This is a genomic window from Ruegeria sp. YKSD163 (assembly GCF_059612905.1).
On sequence record NZ_JBXWRM010000004.1, the window covers coordinates 22,858 to 39,620 of the forward strand.

General features: G+C 62.7%; 16 protein-coding genes and 1 tRNA gene. 6 read left to right on the top strand and 11 right to left on the bottom strand.

What is annotated here, in order from left to right:
• The first annotated feature begins 10 nt into the window (after positions 1 to 10).
• Together AC2FNA_RS06910 and AC2FNA_RS06915 are read left to right on the top strand one after the other, a co-directional pair.
• The gene (locus AC2FNA_RS06910; protein WP_496825300.1) at positions 11 to 712 is read left to right on the top strand and encodes an HAD family hydrolase; all 702 of its coding nucleotides are present in this window, start codon (positions 11 to 13) and stop codon (positions 710 to 712) included.
• A gap of 282 nt (positions 713 to 994) precedes the next feature.
• Positions 995 to 2,404, top strand: a complete 1,410-nt coding sequence (locus AC2FNA_RS06915) for a D-alanyl-D-alanine carboxypeptidase family protein (protein WP_496825301.1) — start codon at positions 995 to 997, stop codon at positions 2,402 to 2,404.
• Positions 2,405 to 2,475: 71 nt separating this feature from the next.
• Here AC2FNA_RS06915 and AC2FNA_RS06920 read toward each other — a convergent pair whose 3' ends face one another.
• The 9 genes from AC2FNA_RS06920 to AC2FNA_RS06960 form a co-directional block, all read right to left on the bottom strand.
• Positions 2,476 to 3,237 carry a LamB/YcsF family protein gene (locus AC2FNA_RS06920; protein WP_496825302.1) on the bottom strand — a complete coding sequence of 254 codons (762 nt, stop codon included), beginning with the start codon at positions 3,235 to 3,237 and terminating at the stop codon, positions 2,476 to 2,478.
• A 10-nt stretch (positions 3,238 to 3,247) separates the two neighbouring features.
• The gene (locus AC2FNA_RS06925; RefSeq protein WP_496825303.1) at positions 3,248 to 4,246 is read right to left on the bottom strand and encodes a 5-oxoprolinase subunit C family protein; all 999 of its coding nucleotides are present in this window, start codon (positions 4,244 to 4,246) and stop codon (positions 3,248 to 3,250) included.
• The gene (locus AC2FNA_RS06930; protein WP_496825304.1) at positions 4,243 to 4,992 is read right to left on the bottom strand and encodes a 5-oxoprolinase subunit B family protein; all 750 of its coding nucleotides are present in this window, start codon (positions 4,990 to 4,992) and stop codon (positions 4,243 to 4,245) included. Before AC2FNA_RS06930 ends, AC2FNA_RS06925 begins: the two co-directional genes overlap by 4 nt.
• Positions 4,979 to 5,899: a hypothetical protein gene (locus AC2FNA_RS06935; RefSeq protein ID WP_496825305.1), complete on the bottom strand. Its 921-nt coding sequence runs from the start codon at positions 5,897 to 5,899 to the stop codon at positions 4,979 to 4,981. Before AC2FNA_RS06935 ends, AC2FNA_RS06930 begins: the two co-directional genes overlap by 14 nt.
• A gap of 27 nt (positions 5,900 to 5,926) precedes the next feature.
• Positions 5,927 to 7,240 carry a TRAP transporter large permease subunit gene (locus tag AC2FNA_RS06940; RefSeq protein ID WP_234216134.1) on the bottom strand — a complete coding sequence of 438 codons (1,314 nt, stop codon included), beginning with the start codon at positions 7,238 to 7,240 and terminating at the stop codon, positions 5,927 to 5,929.
• A 6-nt stretch (positions 7,241 to 7,246) separates the two neighbouring features.
• Positions 7,247 to 7,780, bottom strand: coding sequence for a TRAP transporter small permease (locus AC2FNA_RS06945; RefSeq protein ID WP_234137140.1), 534 nt, complete (start codon positions 7,778 to 7,780; stop codon positions 7,247 to 7,249).
• Between the two features lie 80 nt (positions 7,781 to 7,860).
• Entirely contained in the window at positions 7,861 to 8,835 is a 975-nt protein-coding gene (locus AC2FNA_RS06950; RefSeq protein ID WP_496825306.1) for a TRAP transporter substrate-binding protein, read from the bottom strand.
• 37 nt (positions 8,836 to 8,872) lie between these two features.
• Positions 8,873 to 10,138 carry an NAD(P)/FAD-dependent oxidoreductase gene (locus AC2FNA_RS06955; RefSeq protein ID WP_496825307.1) on the bottom strand — a complete coding sequence of 422 codons (1,266 nt, stop codon included), beginning with the start codon at positions 10,136 to 10,138 and terminating at the stop codon, positions 8,873 to 8,875.
• A gap of 109 nt (positions 10,139 to 10,247) precedes the next feature.
• Entirely contained in the window at positions 10,248 to 11,375 is a 1,128-nt protein-coding gene (locus AC2FNA_RS06960) for a muconate cycloisomerase family protein (protein ID WP_496825308.1), read from the bottom strand.
• A gap of 102 nt (positions 11,376 to 11,477) precedes the next feature.
• Between AC2FNA_RS06960 and AC2FNA_RS06965 the strand changes: the two genes are divergently transcribed.
• Positions 11,478 to 12,395, top strand: coding sequence for a LysR family transcriptional regulator (locus tag AC2FNA_RS06965; protein ID WP_496825309.1), 918 nt, complete (start codon positions 11,478 to 11,480; stop codon positions 12,393 to 12,395).
• 76 nt (positions 12,396 to 12,471) lie between these two features.
• Positions 12,472 to 12,561 (top strand) — tRNA-Ser (locus AC2FNA_RS06970).
• A 73-nt stretch (positions 12,562 to 12,634) separates the two neighbouring features.
• Here AC2FNA_RS06970 and AC2FNA_RS06975 read toward each other — a convergent pair.
• Complete coding sequence (locus AC2FNA_RS06975) at positions 12,635 to 13,669, bottom strand: AraC family transcriptional regulator (RefSeq protein ID WP_496825310.1); 1,035 nt, start codon at positions 13,667 to 13,669, stop codon at positions 12,635 to 12,637.
• A 75-nt stretch (positions 13,670 to 13,744) separates the two neighbouring features.
• Between AC2FNA_RS06975 and AC2FNA_RS06980 the strand changes: the two genes are divergently transcribed.
• On the top strand, positions 13,745 to 14,812 hold the full coding sequence (locus AC2FNA_RS06980; RefSeq protein ID WP_496825311.1) for a DUF1214 domain-containing protein: 1,068 nt from the start codon (positions 13,745 to 13,747) through the stop codon (positions 14,810 to 14,812).
• A gap of 19 nt (positions 14,813 to 14,831) precedes the next feature.
• A complete protein-coding gene (locus AC2FNA_RS06985; protein WP_496825312.1) occupies positions 14,832 to 15,833 on the top strand; it encodes a DUF1214 domain-containing protein in 1,002 nt (333 codons plus the stop codon).
• A 360-nt stretch (positions 15,834 to 16,193) separates the two neighbouring features.
• Here AC2FNA_RS06985 and AC2FNA_RS06990 read toward each other — a convergent pair whose 3' ends face one another.
• Complete coding sequence (locus tag AC2FNA_RS06990; protein WP_234142485.1) at positions 16,194 to 16,667, bottom strand: YHS domain-containing (seleno)protein; 474 nt, start codon at positions 16,665 to 16,667, stop codon at positions 16,194 to 16,196.
• Positions 16,668 to 16,763: the final 96 nt, after the last annotated feature.

Sequence of the window (16,763 nt, forward strand, 5' to 3'; positions counted from 1 at the left end):
AACGCGACAGATGGCGCAGAATCTGACAACGGTGGGGTTCGACGCGGACGATACGCTCTGGCATAACGAGCGCTTCTTTCAGATGACACAGGCGCATTTCGCCGGTTTGCTGGCCGATTTCGCTGAGGCCGACCACTTGATGGAGCGGCTGTTGGCCGCTGAGAAGCGCAACATCCGTCACTACGGCTACGGGGTAAAAGGGTTCACCCTGTCGATGATCGAAACGGCAATTGAGGTGACCGACGACCGGGTGCCCGCAGCCGTGATCCGGCAGTTGATCGAGGCCGGGCAAGAGATGCTGGCGCACCCGATCGAGCTGTTGCCGCATGCCCGCGCCGCAGTCGAGGCAGTGGCCGAAACCCATCGCGTTCTATTGATTACCAAGGGTGATCTGATCGATCAGGAACGCAAGCTGGCGCAGTCAGGGCTGGGTGAGCTGTTCCACGGGGTCGAGATCGTCTCGGAAAAGACGGCCCGCACCTATCAGACCGTCTTTGCTCGCCATGGTGATGGGGCCGGGCGGGCGATGATGGTGGGCAACTCCATGCGGTCGGACGTTATCGCGCCAATACAGGCCGGGGCCTGGGGTGTTTTTGTGCCGCATGGGCTGGAATGGGAGATCGAGAAAGCCGATCCGCCGTCGGATCGGTCCCGGTTTCACAGCCTTCCCGACCTGGGCGCTCTGGCAGAGTTTGTGGCGCAGCTGGGCTGAGCCGAAACCGGGGCCAGCGTGATCTGAGTCACGAAACCGTCGGGTTCGAATCGCGGCTTCAGGCGCCATAAAAATGCCATGATCGCCGGTGTTGGGGCAGGCAGGACATCCTACCCTAAATGTAGTTAATCAGAGAGGAGGAATTTCCGCCCAAGCGTGCAGCCAGCGGGTTTATTTCGGGAATCCACTGTGTTAGCCTTGCTCCAAGAAGAATAACCGAGCCAGCCGGAAACCGGCGGCCTGAGGCAGACAGAGGCAATGATCGTGCAGGTTCGGCAAACAATGCCGGCCCGTTTGGGCCTGATTTTTTTCTTCGCGGTCTGGATGATCGCGGCTCTAGCCGGCGTGGTCAGGGCAGCCCCCTATGCCGCGATGGTGATAGACGCCCGCACCGGAGAGGTGCTGCATGCCACCAATGCCGACACCCGCCTGCACCCGGCCTCTCTCACCAAGATGATGACGCTCTACATCGCCTTCGAAGCGGTCCGGAATGGCGAGCTGACCATGGATACCCAGGTGCGGATCGACCCTTTCGCCGCCAAGGAGCCGCCCTCGAAACTGGGCCTGCGTGCGGGTCAGAAAATCGCCTTTCGCTATCTGGTGCGGGCCGCGGCGGTGAAATCGGCAAATGATGCCGCCACCTCTATCGGGATTGCGATCTCCGGGTCCGAGGCGGCCTTTGCCCGGCGCATGAATCGCACCGCCAAGGCGCTGGGGATGACGCGCACCACGTTCAAGAACGCCCATGGGTTGACCGAATCCGGCCATCTCAGCACCGCGCGTGACATGACCACGCTGGGGCGGCATCTGCTGTATGATTACCCGCAATATTACAACCTGTTCTCGCGGCGGCAGACCAGCGCCGGGATCAAGACCGTTGCCAATACCAACCGCCGCTTGCTGGACGCCTATCAGGGTGCCGACGGGATCAAGACGGGCTATACTCAGGCGGCCGGCTTCAACCTTGTCGCCTCGGCCAAGCGCGGCGACGAACGGGTGATCGCCACCGTTTTTGGTGGCAAATCGAGCACCGCGCGTAACGCCAAGGTCGCCGAGTTGCTTGATCTCGGTTTCCGCAAGGCGCCGTCGCGTGCGCCAATCCGCCGCCCCGACATGCCGCTATATGCAGGCGAAGTCGGGGAAACGTCGAAAACCGTTCGCGTGGCCGGTGCCCCCACCAGCAGCCTGCGCCCCAATCAGCGGCCGGGCGGCGCGATCGCCACCGTGGTGGCACAGGCGGTTGCCGAAACCGCACGCCAGGACGAAGACCGCATTCAGGCTGGCATCAACGCCGCCATGGCCGAGGCCGATGTCGTGACACGACAGGCGCCGGACACACCGGATCCTGGCGTTCGGCCCAGCATGCGGCCCGAGAACCTGATCCTGGCCGTGTCGGAACCCGATGTCGAACCAGAACCCGAGCGCGAGGTGGTTACCCGCCTGTCGACCTCGGGCGGGCATCTTTGGGGCATCAATATCGGGCGCTATCCCAACCGATATGACGCGGAAAAGGTATTGCTGCGCACCGCGCTGGCCGAAGTGTCGACACTGGACGGTTCGCTGCGCAAGGTGCACCAGTCCTCGAAAGGGTTCGAAGCGACGTTCCAGGGCATGACCCGCGATCAGGCCGACCGCGCCTGCCGTCGGCTTCAGGCCCGCAACGTCACCTGTTTCATGATCGGGCCGTCATAAGGCCCGGCACACGACGACCTCGTGAATATTGGCCGCAGTCCCAAGCTGCGGCCTTTTCTTTTCCCGCTCGCTCAGCGTTCGAATACCGCGACTCTGACGCCGCCCTCTTCAAGACACCGGCGCACCGAGCGGGCGATCTGGACGGCGGTCGGCCCATCGCCATGCAGGCAGATCGTGTCTACCGAGGTCTCCAGATGTTTGCCGCTTTCGGTGATGATGGCACCCGCGCGCACCATTTCGAGCATGCGCGGCCCGGCCACGCCCGGGTCATGGATCACCGCGCCGGGCAGCGACCGGTCGACCAGCGTGCCGTCATCGTTATAGGCGCGGTCGGCAAAGATCTCGCCCACCCATTTGCAGCCCAGTTCGCGCACCGCCTGTTCCTGTTTGGTGACCGCCAGCACCATGATGATGATATCGGGGTCCACATCCAGCGCGCCCTGATAACAGGCACGCGCCATGTCCTGATCGACCGAGCACATGTTGGCCAGCGCCCCGTGCAGTTTCAGATGCCGGACCTGCGTGCCCACCGCCCGCGCCATGCCCAGCGCCGCGCCCAGCTGGTAGCGCACCATGTTGCGCAGGCTGTCATGCGGCACCTTCATGTTGCGGCGACCGAACCCTTGCAGGTCGGGAAAACCCGGATGCGCACCGATACCCACGCCGTTTTCCGCCGCGAGCGCCATGGTTTTCGCCATCACGTCCGGGTCACCGGCATGAAAGCCACAGGCGATATTGGCCGAGGTGATGATTTTCAACAGGCTGTCATCGTCGCCCATTTTCCAGGGGCCAAAGCTTTCGCCCATGTCGGCGTTCAGGTCCACTTGGGTCATGGTATGCTCCTCAGTCGGTGGCGGACACGACGCCGCTGATCAGTTGGTAGGACAGAAGGTCGGGAATGTCATGCGGGTCGCGCACCAGCGGTTCGACCCGCGAGGAAAGACGCGCAAGATCCTTGAGCCAGGCCGCATGCAAGCTTACGGCCTCGTCCAGCGACACGAACTGAAAGCGGACCGCGCCCCCCGGCGGCGTCTGTGCCGCACGCGGCAGGTCGCAGGGCAGCACGGTCGCGATCCGGGGATAGCCACCCGTGGTCTGGCATTCGGGCAACAGGATGAACGGGTTGCCGGTGCCGGTCATCTGGATGTCACCGGGCGAGATCACCTCGGACAGGATGTTGAGCTGCCCCTTGGCGGCAAAACCCGGACCGTCGCTGTCCAGCTGCATCCCCATCCGGTTGGCGCGCGGGCCACGGCGGAACTCGGTCGCCTCGAACCGGGCCAGCGTCTCTGCATCGAACAGCGCGGTCTGGAAACTGGCCACCACCCGCAGGGTGCCGCCACCGAACCGGTCTTCGGCGGCGATCTTCATGCCCGCCTCGCCCTTGTCCGGCCCGTTTTCCAGCGTATCGCCCACCGCCACCGCGCGGCCGACCCGCGCCGCCAGATGCGCCGAGCGCGAGCCGAGAAAAGGCTCGCTCGCAATGCCGCCGCCCAGGTGCAGATATCCATAGCCGCCCCTCAGCACCGCGCCGATGCTCAGCCGCTGCCCCTTGGCCAGCGCGTGCGAGGCGTTCCAGGCGACCGGGCTGCCGTCGATGCTGGCCTGCATGGGCGCGCCGGTGAGCGCGATGCGCACAGGTGCGGTGGCTTCAAACTCGCCGCCCATGCCAGCCATCTCCAGCGCCGCCAGGTCGGGTTTCTGACGCAAGAGCGCGGCCCCTTCATGCAGTGCGCGCAGATCGGCCGCGCCCGAGCGCGACAGGCCCTGATCCAGGTAGCCTTCGCGCCCCTGGTCCTGGATGGTGCAGGCGGGGCCGATGCGGCGGACGATCAGGCTCATGCCGCGATCTCCTCGACCGTGGCACCGCCTGTGTCGTCCTCGTTATGGGCGCGGATATGGTCCAGTTCCGCCCGCTCGATGGGCTCGAACACCATCTCGTCGCCGGGGTTGAGGGCAAATGTCGGCTCCATCCCCGGTCGGAAACAGCGGAACGCGGTCTGTCCGATATGACGCCAGCCGGTGGGTGTGGGCCCGGCAAAGACGATGAGCTGGCGGATGGCGCAGACCAGCGCGCCCTCGGGCACCATCGGGGTCAGCTGTTGCAGGCGGGGAATGTCGAACTCGGGCGCCAGCGGACCCAGATAGGGCTGGCCGGGGGCAAAGCCGATGGTCAGCACCCGCACGCGCGACTGCGCCAGACGGCGCACCGCCTCATCGACGTCCAGACCGGCGGCGGCGGCGGCATCCTCCAACTGCGGCGCCAGATCGGTGCCATAGACCGTGGGCACCCGCCACAGTTTGCGGCCCGAGGGCAGCGGCGCGGCATACCAGTCGCGTTCGGCCAGCAGGGCAGCCAGCCGGGCCTGCACCTCGGCATGGCTCAGCCGCAGCGGGTCAAAGCGCAGATAGGCCGAGGCGAGCGAGGTCGAACTTTCCACTACGCCCTCCCACCCAGCCTCGTGTAGCGCGCCGCGAAAGGCCAGCGCGGCCCGGTTCGACGGTTCGGTCATGGTGTCGGCAAAGGTGACGAGCACACCATCCAGACCAACAGTCCGTATCAGGGGAAAGGGATCAGCGCGGGTCATATAGCCTCCGCATCAGGGTCGGGGTCAGGTACATGGGAAACTGGTAGCATCCCAGAAAGATCAAGAGCGGCTCGGTCACTTCGCTGGGCAGCGCAACAAAGAACAGAGCGAAGTTGCGGTTGCCCGCAACGATCGAGGTGGGCACCGGATCGGCCCCGCCTCTGGCGCGCAGGGTCAGATAACACAGGGTCTGCCCGCCCAGATTGATGGCAAAGGCTGCCAGCAGCCAAAAGGCCAGTTCGGCCGGGCGCTCGGTCATGGCCGGGCGGACCGCAGACATCAGCGCAATCACGATCACCGCCAGCGCGATCACTGTCAGCCCATCCATCGCGCGGCGGTTGAGGTCACTCAGATGCCGCGCACCCCAATGGCGCAGGGCAAAACCGCAGCCCGCCGCCGCAAGGATGACCGCCAGCAGGCGCAGGGCGGCGCCAAACACCTCGGCCGGGTCGCCAAAGGCGGGCAACAGCCAGAACACCGGGATCGCGGTCAGCGGCAACAGCGCCGTGCCCAGAATCAAGAGCCGCAGCGCCGGCGCCGGGTCATGCCCCAGCAGGATGGTGAAATTGGCCGAGCCAGTGACCGAGGGCGCAGCCAGCACCAGCGCCGCTACCAGCGCAAGCGGCGTAACCGGCAGGCCAAGCAGGCGCAGACCCAACAGGAACAGGATTGGCAGTGCCAGTTGGAGCACCAGAACCCGGCGGGCGGTGCGGGTCAGGTCCGCCAGCGAGCCCGCCGCATCGACCGGGCCGATGCGAAAGGCAGTCAGGAACAGCAACAGCGCCACCAGTTGCGGGATCCAGGGCCGCATCAGCGCCGCCAGCCCGGGCAGCGCCAGGCCAGCGGCCAGCCCCACCATCAAGCCCAGCCTGCCATGCCGGGCAACAAAGGCCAGCGCCTGTTGCATCGTCCCTGCTCCCTCGCCGTCCGGGCGCTATTGCCCCGGACCCGCCCTGAGATTATCTGGCAGCCAGGTGGCCAGGTCCGGGAACAGGATCAGCACGAACACCATCAGCACCATGATCAGGAACATCGGGATGGCGGCGCGGGCGATATAGCTCATCTCGTGATTGGTCATCCCCTGCAACACGAACAGGTTGAAACCGATGGGCGGTGTGATCTGCGCCATTTCGACCACGACGACGATGAAGATGCCGAACCAGATCAGGTCGATGCCCGCATCGCGGATCATCGGCTCGACAACCGCCATGGTCAGCACCACGGACGAGATACCGTCGAGGAAACAGCCCAGGATGACGTAAAAGACCAGAAGCACCATCAGCAGCTCGAACCGTGACAGATCCCAGGCGGCGATCAGGTTGGCCAGCCCGCGCGGCAGGCCGGTAAAGCCCATCGACAGCGACAGAAAGGCAGCGCCTGCAAGGATCAGCGCAATCATCGCGCTGGTGCGGGTGGCGCCCATCAGGCTTTCGGCAAAGGTCTTCCAGCTCAGCGATCCCTGTCCCAGCGCCAAGAGCAGCGAACCGATGACACCGAATGCAGCAGCCTCGGTCGCGGTGGCATAGCCCAGATACATTGACCCGATCACCACCACGATCAGCGTGATCACCGGCGCCAGAAACCGCGAGTTGCGGATCTTGTCGGCAAAGCTCAGCTTGGGTTCGGGATTGGGGCTCCAGTCCTTGCCGATCCGGGAATAGATCGCGACATAGCCCATGAACATCGCCGCCAGCACCAGCCCCGGCAGGATACCGGCAAAGAACAGCTTGGTAATCGACTCGTTGATGGTGACGCCGTAGACGATCAGCGTCAGCGAGGGCGGGATCATCAGGCCCAGCGTTGCCGCCCCGGCCAGCGTGCCGATGATCATTCGCTCGGGGTATTTGCGCTTGCGCAATTCAGGGATCGACATCTTGCCCACGGTGGTCAGCGTGGCCGCGGACGAACCCGACACGGCGGCAAAGACGGTACAGCCGACGATATTGGTGTGCACCAGCCCACCGGGCAGCGGTGCCATCCATGGGGAAAGACCCTTGAACATGTCCTCGGACAAGCGCGTTCGATACAGGATCTCTCCCATCCAGATGAACATCGGTAGCGCTGTCAGAGTCCAGCTGGAGGAGGCCGACCAGATCGTGGTCAGCATGACATCGCCCACGGGGCGGGTGGTGAACAGCTCCATCCCGACCCAGGCCACACCCATCAGCGCAAGCCCGACCCAGACGCCAGTGCCCAGAAGGGTGAAGAGGACGAAGAGAAACAGAATGATGACCGAAAGGTTTTCCATCGCCGCCTACTCCCCGTGGCTCTGGTCGGCGAGGTCACGCGTGATGCGGTGATCGCCCTTGAAGATGACGTGGATCAGGTGGTCGGTCAGCGCGATGGCCAGGATCACGGCGCCCAAGAGCATCGCCGACTGCGGGATCCACAGCGGAGTGCGGTCCTGTCCCTGGCTGATGTCGTTGAACTTCCAGCTCCAATAGACAAAGCGATAGGCGTACCAGACGAAGTACCACATCACCGCCGTGCCGATGCCGAAACACCAGACCTCGATCCAGCGGCGCAGCCCGTCGGGCACCGCGTTGAGCAGGATCGAAACGCGGATATGACTGCCCCGGTTCAGCGCGTTGGCAAAGGCCAGGAACGAGGCCGCTGCCATGGCGTAACCTGCATAGTCCGGTGCACCCGGAAACACTTCACCGGTCCAGCGGGCCAGCATCTGCACCACGATCAGACCCAATATGCCGACCAGGCACATCGCGGCCAGAACGCCAGCGATGAGATAAAGCAAATCCAATCCGCTGCGCAAACCTCTCAGAAGCGCCATGACACATCCTCCGTTTCGGAAAAATCAGCCGGATCGAGGCGGGCGGCGGACAACCCGCCGCCCGCGCCGCATCCCATCGCTTAGTCGGCCTTGAAGGCGTCGACGATGGCCTTGCCCTGATCACCGGCGGCTTCGAGCCACTCGCTGGTCATGGTCACGCCGATCTCTTTCAGCTCACCCACCAGCTGATCCGAAGCCGGGCCGACGGTCATGCCGCCGTCACGCAGGCCCTGAAGGGTAAAGCCTGTGTATTCCTTGGACCGCCAGTTGCCGGCGTATTCGGCCAGCCCGGCACAGGCCTGAATCACGTTCTTGTTCTGATCGCTTACGCCCGACCACACATCCGAGTTCACGAACACGTAGTTGCGCGGCAGCCAGGCATCGACCTCGTAGAAATAGTTCAGCGACTCCCAGACCTTGCGGTCATATCCGGTGGAGCCCGACGAGATCATCGAATCCGCCACACCGGTGGCAAAGGCCTGGCTGATCTCGGCCGCCTCGATGGTGACCGGCAACATGCCGGTCAGTTCCGCCAGCCGCGAGGTGGCGTTGTTGTACGAACGGAACTTGATGCCCTTCATGTCGGCGACCGAGTTCACCTCGTTCTTGAAATACAGGCCCTGCGGCGGCCACGGCACCGAGTAGAGCAGGGTCAGGTTCTGCTCGGCCAGCAGCGCGGACAGCGGCTCTTTGGCGGCTTTCCACAGCTTGTCGGCATCGTCAAACGAGGTGGCGAGGAAGGGCACCGAGTCAAAGCCGAACAGCGCGTTCTCATTCTGGTGGCCCGACAACAGGCGCTCTCCGATCGGCGCTTGCCCGGTCTGCACGGCGCGCTTGATATCGGCGCCCTTGAACAGCGAGCCCGAGGGATGGGTGACGATCTCGATCTCGCCACCGGTGCCGGTGGTGACGCAATTGCCGAATTCGGCCGCGGTCACCGAATGGAAGTTCGAGCCGGAATAGGCCAGCGGCATGTCCCACGTTTCAGCAGTGGCGGACAGGGCCGCAACCGAGGTCAGCGCCGTCGCCGCAAGAAGAGTTGTCAGTTTTTTCATCGTAGTCTCCCTAGTTGGTTGGTTCGTTTTATGGTTCTCAGTTTTGCCCGGCCTTCGTGTAGCGTGCCGGTGAATAGACGCTCAGGTCAATGTTGGGCTGCCGCCCCGAGATGAGCTGTGCCAGGATGCGGCCGGTTTTCGGGCCGCCGGTCAGGCCGACATGGTGATGACCAAAGCCGGTATAGGCGCCCTTGAGATGCGGCAGTTCGCCGATCACCGGGATCGAATCCGCGGGCGCCGGACGGTGGCCCAGCCATTCGGTCACCTCGTCGGCCTTGAGGCCGGGAAACACCGCCGCCGCGCTGCGCTTGAGCAACTCGATCGGGGCACGGGACGGCCCCGCCTCGAGCCCGCCGAACTCGACCACCCCGGCCAGTCGCAAACGACCTTCCATCGGAGTGGCGACAAATTTGCGCGCGGCCACCATAACCGGCGATTTCGGCATGAAATTCGGGTTCCAGAACTCGATATGATAGCCGCGCTCGGCCTCGAGCGGCACGTCGAGCCCCAGTTTCCTGGCCAGCGGCCCGGACCAGACCCCGGTGGCGACAACGGCAGCATCGCAGGGGATGGTCTGGCCACCGGCGCGCACCCCGGTGACACGGCCGTTTTCTCGCGCGATATCCTCGACATCGGCCTGGATCAGCTGCCCGCCCGAGGCCACCACATGCGCGGCCAGATCCTTGACGTATTGGCCCGGATCGGTGATGCGCCCGTGATCCTTGAGACGGATGGCAAAGCGCAGATCGGAGGAGAAGACCGGATCATATCCACGGAACTCCTCGGCCTCCATCTCATCCCAGGCAAAGCCGTTCTGCCGCCGCAGGTCCCAGGTGAACGCATCCCCCAGATAGTGGGCGCGGTCGTTGTAGAGGAACAGATAGTCAGACGGCACCACCCATTTCTCGGCGCCGGTTCCTTGTGCCAGCGCCAGATGGTCGGCCTGACTGTCGCCGATGATGGGCGCCATCGCCGCTGCTGTATGCGCCGCGTCGCTTGCATTGGCCCGGCGAAGGAACCGCAATAACCAAGGTGTCAGCTTGGGCAGATATCCCCACCGCAGAAACAAGGGTTCGTTCGGGTTGAACAGCATCTTGGGCGCCTTGCCGATCAGGCCCGGCGTGCTCACCGGTACGATCGCACAAGAGGCCAGCACGCCACCATTTCCGTATGACGTGCCTTCGGCCGGTCCGGCGCGGTCGATCAGCACCACCTTGTGCCCGTCGCGCTGCAACCAGATCGCGGTGGACACCCCGACGATACCAGCGCCGATGATCGCAATGGTCTTTGCGGTATCCGTCATGTTTCTCCCCAACCGGCAAAAGCACGGGCCATATCCGATTCCCTAAGTGTCAGCATGCCACACATTTCCAAAACGTCAACAAAATGTCGATAAGTTGCCATCGAATGAGTCATTCCGATTTCCTGACGGCATGGTAATCAAGCTTGTCGGGATCAGCCCGGGCGCCCAGACCCGGCCCGTCAGGCACGATGACCTGTCCCGCATCAACCCGGAACGGGGTTTCAAGGATGTCCTCCTTTAGGAAATAGCTGGCCTGATAGAACTCGCATCCCAAGGTGATTTCCGGAGTGGCGGCGATCATATGGGTGCCGGCCAGATGCGCCAGCCCGGCCTCGAACATGTCGCCGCCATAGGCCATAAGCCCATTGGCTGCGGCGATCCGGGCCACTGTCTGGGCCCGCGTCAGCCCACCGGATTTCATGATCTTGATCGAGACGCCGTCGCAGATCCCTTCGCGTGCGGCCCGCACCATGTCCTCGGGGCCATAGACGCTCTCATCCGCCAACAGGGGCACATCGCTCATCCCACGCAGCCGGGCCATCAGCTCGAACTGATGCGCGCGCACCGGCTGTTCGATGAAATCGGGCCGGAACCGCGCCACATCCAGCACACGCGGCACCGCCTCTTCGATCTCCAGCCCCTGATTGTAGTCGACACGCACCCGGAACTCGGGGAAGTCGCGCGCGATCCGTTCCAGCCGCATGATATCGAATGCATGGTCGCGAAAGCCGGTCTTGAGCTTGATCAGTCCGACGCCGTCCGCGCGCAACCGCTCCATCAGCGCGATATCGGCGTCGAAATCCGGGTTGGCGATGGAACAGCTGAGCGGGATCGTGTCGCGGCATTTTCCGCCAAGCAGCGCCCAAACCGGCAGGTTCGCAATGCGGCCCGCCAAGTCCAGCAAGGCGGTGTCCAGCGCCGCCTTGGCCTCGGTGCAATGGGCGACAGCGCGGGCAGCCTCTTCCATGATCGCAATCCTGTCGCTGACCCGCCGCCCGATGACGAGCGGACGCAGGTATCGATCAAGCGCCGCATAGCTGGCCTCGGGCGTGCCGGTAAAGACCGACCAAGGCGAGGCCTCGCCAAATCCCTCGACGCCACCTTCGGCCACAAGGCGCAGCACGACGATTTCGCAACTTCCCTCGACCCGGCCGATCCCGTGATCGCGCGCGGACACGACAGGCAAGGCCAGATGCCAAAGATCCAATCCTATGATCTTTTGCTCAAGATCGCCCATCTTTATTCCCCGTTGACCCAAGGAGAGTGTGCGGAAGCTTTTGCATCATTTCCAATACTAATATTTGCACAAGGCATCACTTCTGATGATAACCTAAGTTATATGAGCCGCTTCTTTCGCCACTATCAGGCGTTTCACGCCATCATCGAGATCGGCACGGTGACAGGTGCCGCCGAACGGTTGGGTGTTTCGCAGCCCGCCATTTCCAATCTGCTGGCGCAGTTGGAGCGGCAAACCCGTCTCAAACTCTTTGAACGCAATCGCGGTCGCCTGTTGCCGACGCCCGAGGCAATGGTTCTGTTCGACGAGATCGACACGGTGATGCGCGGGTTGGGCCAGGTCAATCAGGCGGTGGTCGATCTGCAGAACCAGAAGGCCGGGCAGTTGCAGGTGGCCACCAACCACGCCATGGCCTTTGGCTTTCTGCCTGAGCAGATCGCGAGGTTTGCTGCCGACAAACCTAACCTGACCGTCGCCTTTCAGTCGCAATACTCGGCCAAGATTCAGGACTGGGTCATGGCCGGCCTGTTCGAGATCGGTATCTGCGAACAGCCTGTCCGAACCGATGGCCTGGACTGGATCCCGTTCTTCTTCGAAATCCAATGCGCGGTGCCCGCCGACAGTCCTCTGGCCCGGCACGATGAACTGACGCCCACGCTGCTGGACGATGTACCCTTCATCGTCATGGGCGCAGACCATATGGTGACCCGCCGCGCCCGTGAGGCGTTTCATCGCGAAGGCGCCAACCTGAGAATTCGCTGCCAGACAGACCTGTTCCGCAACGCGCTCAACCTGGTGAAGCAGGGGCTTGGGGTTACGCTGGTCGACCCGTTCACCTTGTCCAGCGACGATCACAACGGCTATGTCCTGCGTCGGTTTTTACCTCGCATCCTATTGGATGTCATCGTCGTCACGGCACGGGGCCGTCCGATCTCAGCGATGGGCGCTCAGTTTCTGGAGCAGGTTTCGGCCAGCATGACTGCCCTGGCGGTGGCGGCGCCTGACTCCGCCGAGACATGAACAAATCGCCAGAGCGTACAAAAAAACCCGCAATTTCGCCTTGTCCTCGGGTGATGAAATCCATAAACGGGTCAGCGGAGCTGTGGCCGAGTGGTCGAAGGCGCTCCCCTGCTAAGGGAGTAGGCCCGGAAGGGTCTCGTGGGTTCGAATCCCATCGGCTCCGCCACCGACACCTAGGCTCTGTCAGAACAACTTGGCTTGAGGGTTGGCTTGGGTTCGAGGACCGACAAGAACCGCGCTCAGACCCCGATTTGTGCAACAGCGCCGTTCCGACTTCCCCGGAAGCTCTTTGGTGACGAACCGGTCCACTCCCTGAACGCACGGCGAAAGCTCTTCGGCTCTTTGTACCCCAGCATTGCGGCGATCTGTTCGATCGGAATGTCAGAGTTCCGAAGCATTTCGCGTGCCTGCTCCTCGATGAACATAGAGCGGATCTTTCTGAATAACGTCCCTTCTGCGCCAAGTGCCCTTTGAAGAGACCTTGGGCCGATCGCAAGATGGGCCGCAACTTTGCTTTCGGAAGGCACATTTGTCGGAAAATGAGCGCGCATGATCTGTAGGACCGCGCTCTCCATGGATTGAACCGGCTCAACACCCATGAGAGCTCCAAGCTCCTCCAGTGTAATAGTTTTCTGAGCTAGCATCGGTTGAGGGTTTCGCGTGGCTAGGTCGCTTAGCCGGATTGCGACGGACGGAGACCGGGCGCCGGTCCTCACAGGTGCGCCGAGCAGATCTGCTAGCTTTGATTTGTCATCGCTATGCCCATCGGGAAGTTCGAGCCAATCGGGCCGCCAGTCCGCCCCGAGGAAATACCTGACCACCTTTGAGATAACGAATAGCGCCCCTTCATCAAGGTGCCGGTGGCCGACGACCGACAAGCCCTTCGAGTCTCGTCCGACAACCAGGTGCGTGTCAGTCTGTCGGATGACGATTTCAGAGCCAGGATGCGTCAGCGACAACGCGCGTCGCCCGCGTTCAAGCGCAGATCGCAGATCGGGTGCGCCCAGCACGTAGTTCGCATAGGCTCCGTAGGCCAAGTAGTCGAAGGCTTGGCCAACCCTGGCGCCCAGATGGCGATCGCCTATCGTGCGGGCGATGGACTCCAGTATGACGGCCTCCGCCGCGTAGGAGACAAACCCGGTTCCTTCTGAGAGCATTTTTCGGTCGAGGCCAGCCGATCGGAGCGCACTCTCGACGACGTGTTTCGGGGCGAAGCCGTCGAGAATGTCCACGACGTGCGCCAGTTCGATGATGTTGACCAACTTCTGTCTCACGGCGTCTCTTTGTCACAAAATGACCGGTGGCACTATGATAAAACGCGAGGCAAACGAAGATCTGGGAGGCGACTCATGAAAGGTAAACAATTGGTGATCCGCAGATTTGCGTTTCTGGCATTTCTGGCCGCGATCGTCTCTGGTCCCGCTCAAGCCCAGAACTTCGACGCCTCAATGGACCAGCTTGCCGACAGCAGGGAAATCCCGGTCACGGTGGACAATTTTATCCGTGCCGCGACAGACATCGAGTTCGGCAAATATGTTGCTCTCGCCGGAGGGGTGAACAAGTTCTACCACTTCCGCGATTTGATGCCCGTTGACAACCAGACGACCATCAGCGCGAACCGGGATACGCTCTATAGCACCGCGATCATCGATATCAGCGAGGGCGCCAACTTCACCCTTCCCGATGTCGGCGACCGCTATATGTCGGCGATGGTCATCAACCAGGATCACTACCTCAACAAGGTCTTCCACGGCGGCGGCACCTATGCGCTCGACATGGATACGTTCGACACGCCCTATGTCGCCGTCTACCTGCGGGTACTGCTGGATGCGACCGACCCGGCGGACCTGGCCACCGTGCATGCGATCCAGGACCAGATGTCGATTGAGGCCGCATCGTCAGAGCCTTTCATTGTACCGCCCTATGACGAAGAGAGCTACTCGGGGCTTGTGAAGGCCGCCGTCGGTATCGGCGCCTACCTGCCGGACAGTTTCCGCATGTTCGGCAAGAAAGAGGATGTCGATCCGGTGCGGCATTTCATCGGGACGGCCGGGGGCTGGGGCGGGTTGCCCGAGGATGAGGCACTCTATCTCGGGGTCGTGCCGGGACTTCCCGTGGGCGAATACAAGATCGAGGTGCCCGCCGATGTTCCGGTCAAAGACTTCTGGTCGGTCAGTGTCTACGATGCGAACCGCTATTTCGCGCCGAATGCGCTCGGCGCCTATGTCGTAAATTCTGTCAGCGGGACGCGCAACGCGGACGGCAGCATGACCGTGCATCTGGGCGGCTGCGACGAAGGGCGTGTGAATTGCCTGCCGCTCGTCGACGGGTGGCAATACACCGTGCGGCTCTACCGGGCGGCTCCGGAGGTCCTCGACGGATCGTGGACCTTCCCCAAAGTTCAGCCGGTGAACTGACTCAAATAGGACAACGAACATGCGATATCTTCTTGTTGCCATTGCGCTCTGCGCACCCGAGCCAGTCCTCGCCGAGGACATCACGATCCAGAATGTCATGCGCGCCGAGAGCGATACGATGTTCCGGCTCACCATGCAGACCAACGGGACCAGCGTCGGCGAGATCGCCCATGAGCGCGAAGTAACCTCCGCCGACAAACCGCAGCCGATCATCCGGCCCAACCAGGACACCTTGTATTCGGCCGCCATCATCGACCTGTCCGAGCCAGTGACGGTGACGCTGCCCGAGGGCGACGGGCGGTTCCAGTCGGTGCTGGTGATCAGCCAGGACCACTACAACTTCGCCTATGCTGAACCAGGTGCCTATGAACTGACCGAGGACGAGGTCGGGACCCGTTTCGCGATGCTCCTGTTCCGCACCTTTGTCGACGCGGGCGACCCCAGCGATGCCGCGCGCGCCCATGCCGTGCAGGATGGAATACGCCTCGATGGTGGAGGAAGCGGCCCCTTCGAGGCGCCGGATTGGGACCTTGAAAACCTTGCAGCAGCGAGGAAGGCGGTCAGTGACCTTGCCGCCGCCGTCGGCCTCGATGCCAGCATCGCCTTTGGCCGTCGCGACGAGGTGGACCCGCTTGGCCATCTGATCGGGATGGCGGGCTGGGCGGGGCAACCGGCCACGACGGCCAGTGCTTTTGTCGACGCCGTCGACAAGAATGACGGTGAGACTCCCCATGCAGTGACGCTGCGCGACGTGCCGGTGGATGCCTTCTGGTCGATCACCGTCTACGACGCCGACGGCTTCCTCGCGCCCAACGAACTGGGGCGGAACAGCTACAACAACACTTCGGCCACCCCGAATGAGGACGGCTCCTACACCATCCACTTCGGCGGCTGCGAGGACGCGCGGATCAATTGCATCCCCATCACGCCAGGCTGGAACTATACGGTCCGGCTCTACGAGCCGCGCGCCGAGATCCTCGATGGCAGCTGGGTCTTTCCCGCTATGGAGCCCGTAGACTGAACCGAAAGGGGACACCATGAAACCCATTCTTCTGTCTGTCCCTCTGCTGGCACCTACCTTGTGTTTCGCCGAAAAGGTGGATGCCACCGTCGCCAACCTTGGTCGTACGTCCCTCCATGACAATCGACCCGCTGCTCTTTGAGAAGCCCCCTATTTCACATCGCACTTCACTGTCAGTCCGGCGGGAGACGAGATCAGAGCGGGTTTTGCCGACCCATGGCCGGAGCGGAAGCTTGGCGTTTTAGAAGTCTTCGCTCTGCCGAGCTTTGTGAGAACCACCCGCAGGCGATTTCCTTTCCTCCCTCAAACAGAGAACGGCGGCAGATCGCTCTGCCGCCGTTCTTGATGTCGCAACCGAACTCAGTTCTGCAGCTCGGCTGGGCTCTTGTCGGCGATATCGGTCCAGTTGGCGTTGGCCTTCACGATGAAACCGGGGACGTCCTCTTCCCACTTGGCCTGGATCTCGTCGGACAGGTTCAGGTACAGCTTGTCGTCGACGATCTTCCAGTTGTCCGGGTCGCCATCGAACTTGAAGCCCATCGCTGCACCAAAGGCGCAGTAACCACCATAAGCGGGCAGATAGGCTTCCGGGTTCGCCTCGAACGTCGCCTTGTTCTCGGCGCTGGCAAAGCGATAGGTGGCATCATGATAGACCGAAGTGATCTTCCAGTCGCCTTCAGTGGCTTCGCCCACGGTGAAATAGGCCACCGGGTCATAGCCTTGCAGTGCCAGACCGGTCGAGCTGGCGTTCAGGTCGACACCGGCTGCCATGGCCGAACCGGCCAGCGTCAGCGACAGGGCGACGCCGCCGATGAAGGATTTGAGAGTGTTCATTCTAAGTGCCTTTCGCGTTGTTGGGCCCATGGCGATCGATGTGCGATAGGGTCCCTTTGATCCCGCACGGCGTAATTGCGCCGCGGTGACCCTGAT

Excerpts from the sequence above, each read along its gene's own strand:
- AC2FNA_RS06910 (WP_496825300.1), top strand. The coding sequence starts at position 11 with ATGGCGCAGAATCTGACAACGGTGGGGTTCGACGCGGACGATACGCTC.
- AC2FNA_RS06915 (WP_496825301.1), top strand. The coding sequence starts at position 995 with ATGCCGGCCCGTTTGGGCCTGATTTTTTTCTTCGCGGTCTGGATGATC.
- AC2FNA_RS06920 (WP_496825302.1), bottom strand. The coding sequence starts at position 3,237 with ATGACCCAAGTGGACCTGAACGCCGACATGGGCGAAAGCTTTGGCCCC.
- AC2FNA_RS06925 (WP_496825303.1), bottom strand. The coding sequence starts at position 4,246 with ATGAGCCTGATCGTCCGCCGCATCGGCCCCGCCTGCACCATCCAGGAC.
- AC2FNA_RS06930 (WP_496825304.1), bottom strand. The coding sequence starts at position 4,992 with ATGACCCGCGCTGATCCCTTTCCCCTGATACGGACTGTTGGTCTGGAT.
- AC2FNA_RS06935 (WP_496825305.1), bottom strand. The coding sequence starts at position 5,899 with ATGCAACAGGCGCTGGCCTTTGTTGCCCGGCATGGCAGGCTGGGCTTG.
- AC2FNA_RS06940 (WP_234216134.1), bottom strand. The coding sequence starts at position 7,240 with ATGGAAAACCTTTCGGTCATCATTCTGTTTCTCTTCGTCCTCTTCACC.
- AC2FNA_RS06945 (WP_234137140.1), bottom strand. The coding sequence starts at position 7,780 with ATGGCGCTTCTGAGAGGTTTGCGCAGCGGATTGGATTTGCTTTATCTC.
- AC2FNA_RS06950 (WP_496825306.1), bottom strand. The coding sequence starts at position 8,835 with ATGAAAAAACTGACAACTCTTCTTGCGGCGACGGCGCTGACCTCGGTT.
- AC2FNA_RS06955 (WP_496825307.1), bottom strand. The coding sequence starts at position 10,138 with ATGACGGATACCGCAAAGACCATTGCGATCATCGGCGCTGGTATCGTC.
- AC2FNA_RS06960 (WP_496825308.1), bottom strand. The coding sequence starts at position 11,375 with ATGGGCGATCTTGAGCAAAAGATCATAGGATTGGATCTTTGGCATCTG.
- AC2FNA_RS06965 (WP_496825309.1), top strand. The coding sequence starts at position 11,478 with ATGAGCCGCTTCTTTCGCCACTATCAGGCGTTTCACGCCATCATCGAG.
- AC2FNA_RS06980 (WP_496825311.1), top strand. The coding sequence starts at position 13,745 with ATGAAAGGTAAACAATTGGTGATCCGCAGATTTGCGTTTCTGGCATTT.
- AC2FNA_RS06985 (WP_496825312.1), top strand. The coding sequence starts at position 14,832 with ATGCGATATCTTCTTGTTGCCATTGCGCTCTGCGCACCCGAGCCAGTC.
- AC2FNA_RS06990 (WP_234142485.1), bottom strand. The coding sequence starts at position 16,667 with ATGAACACTCTCAAATCCTTCATCGGCGGCGTCGCCCTGTCGCTGACG.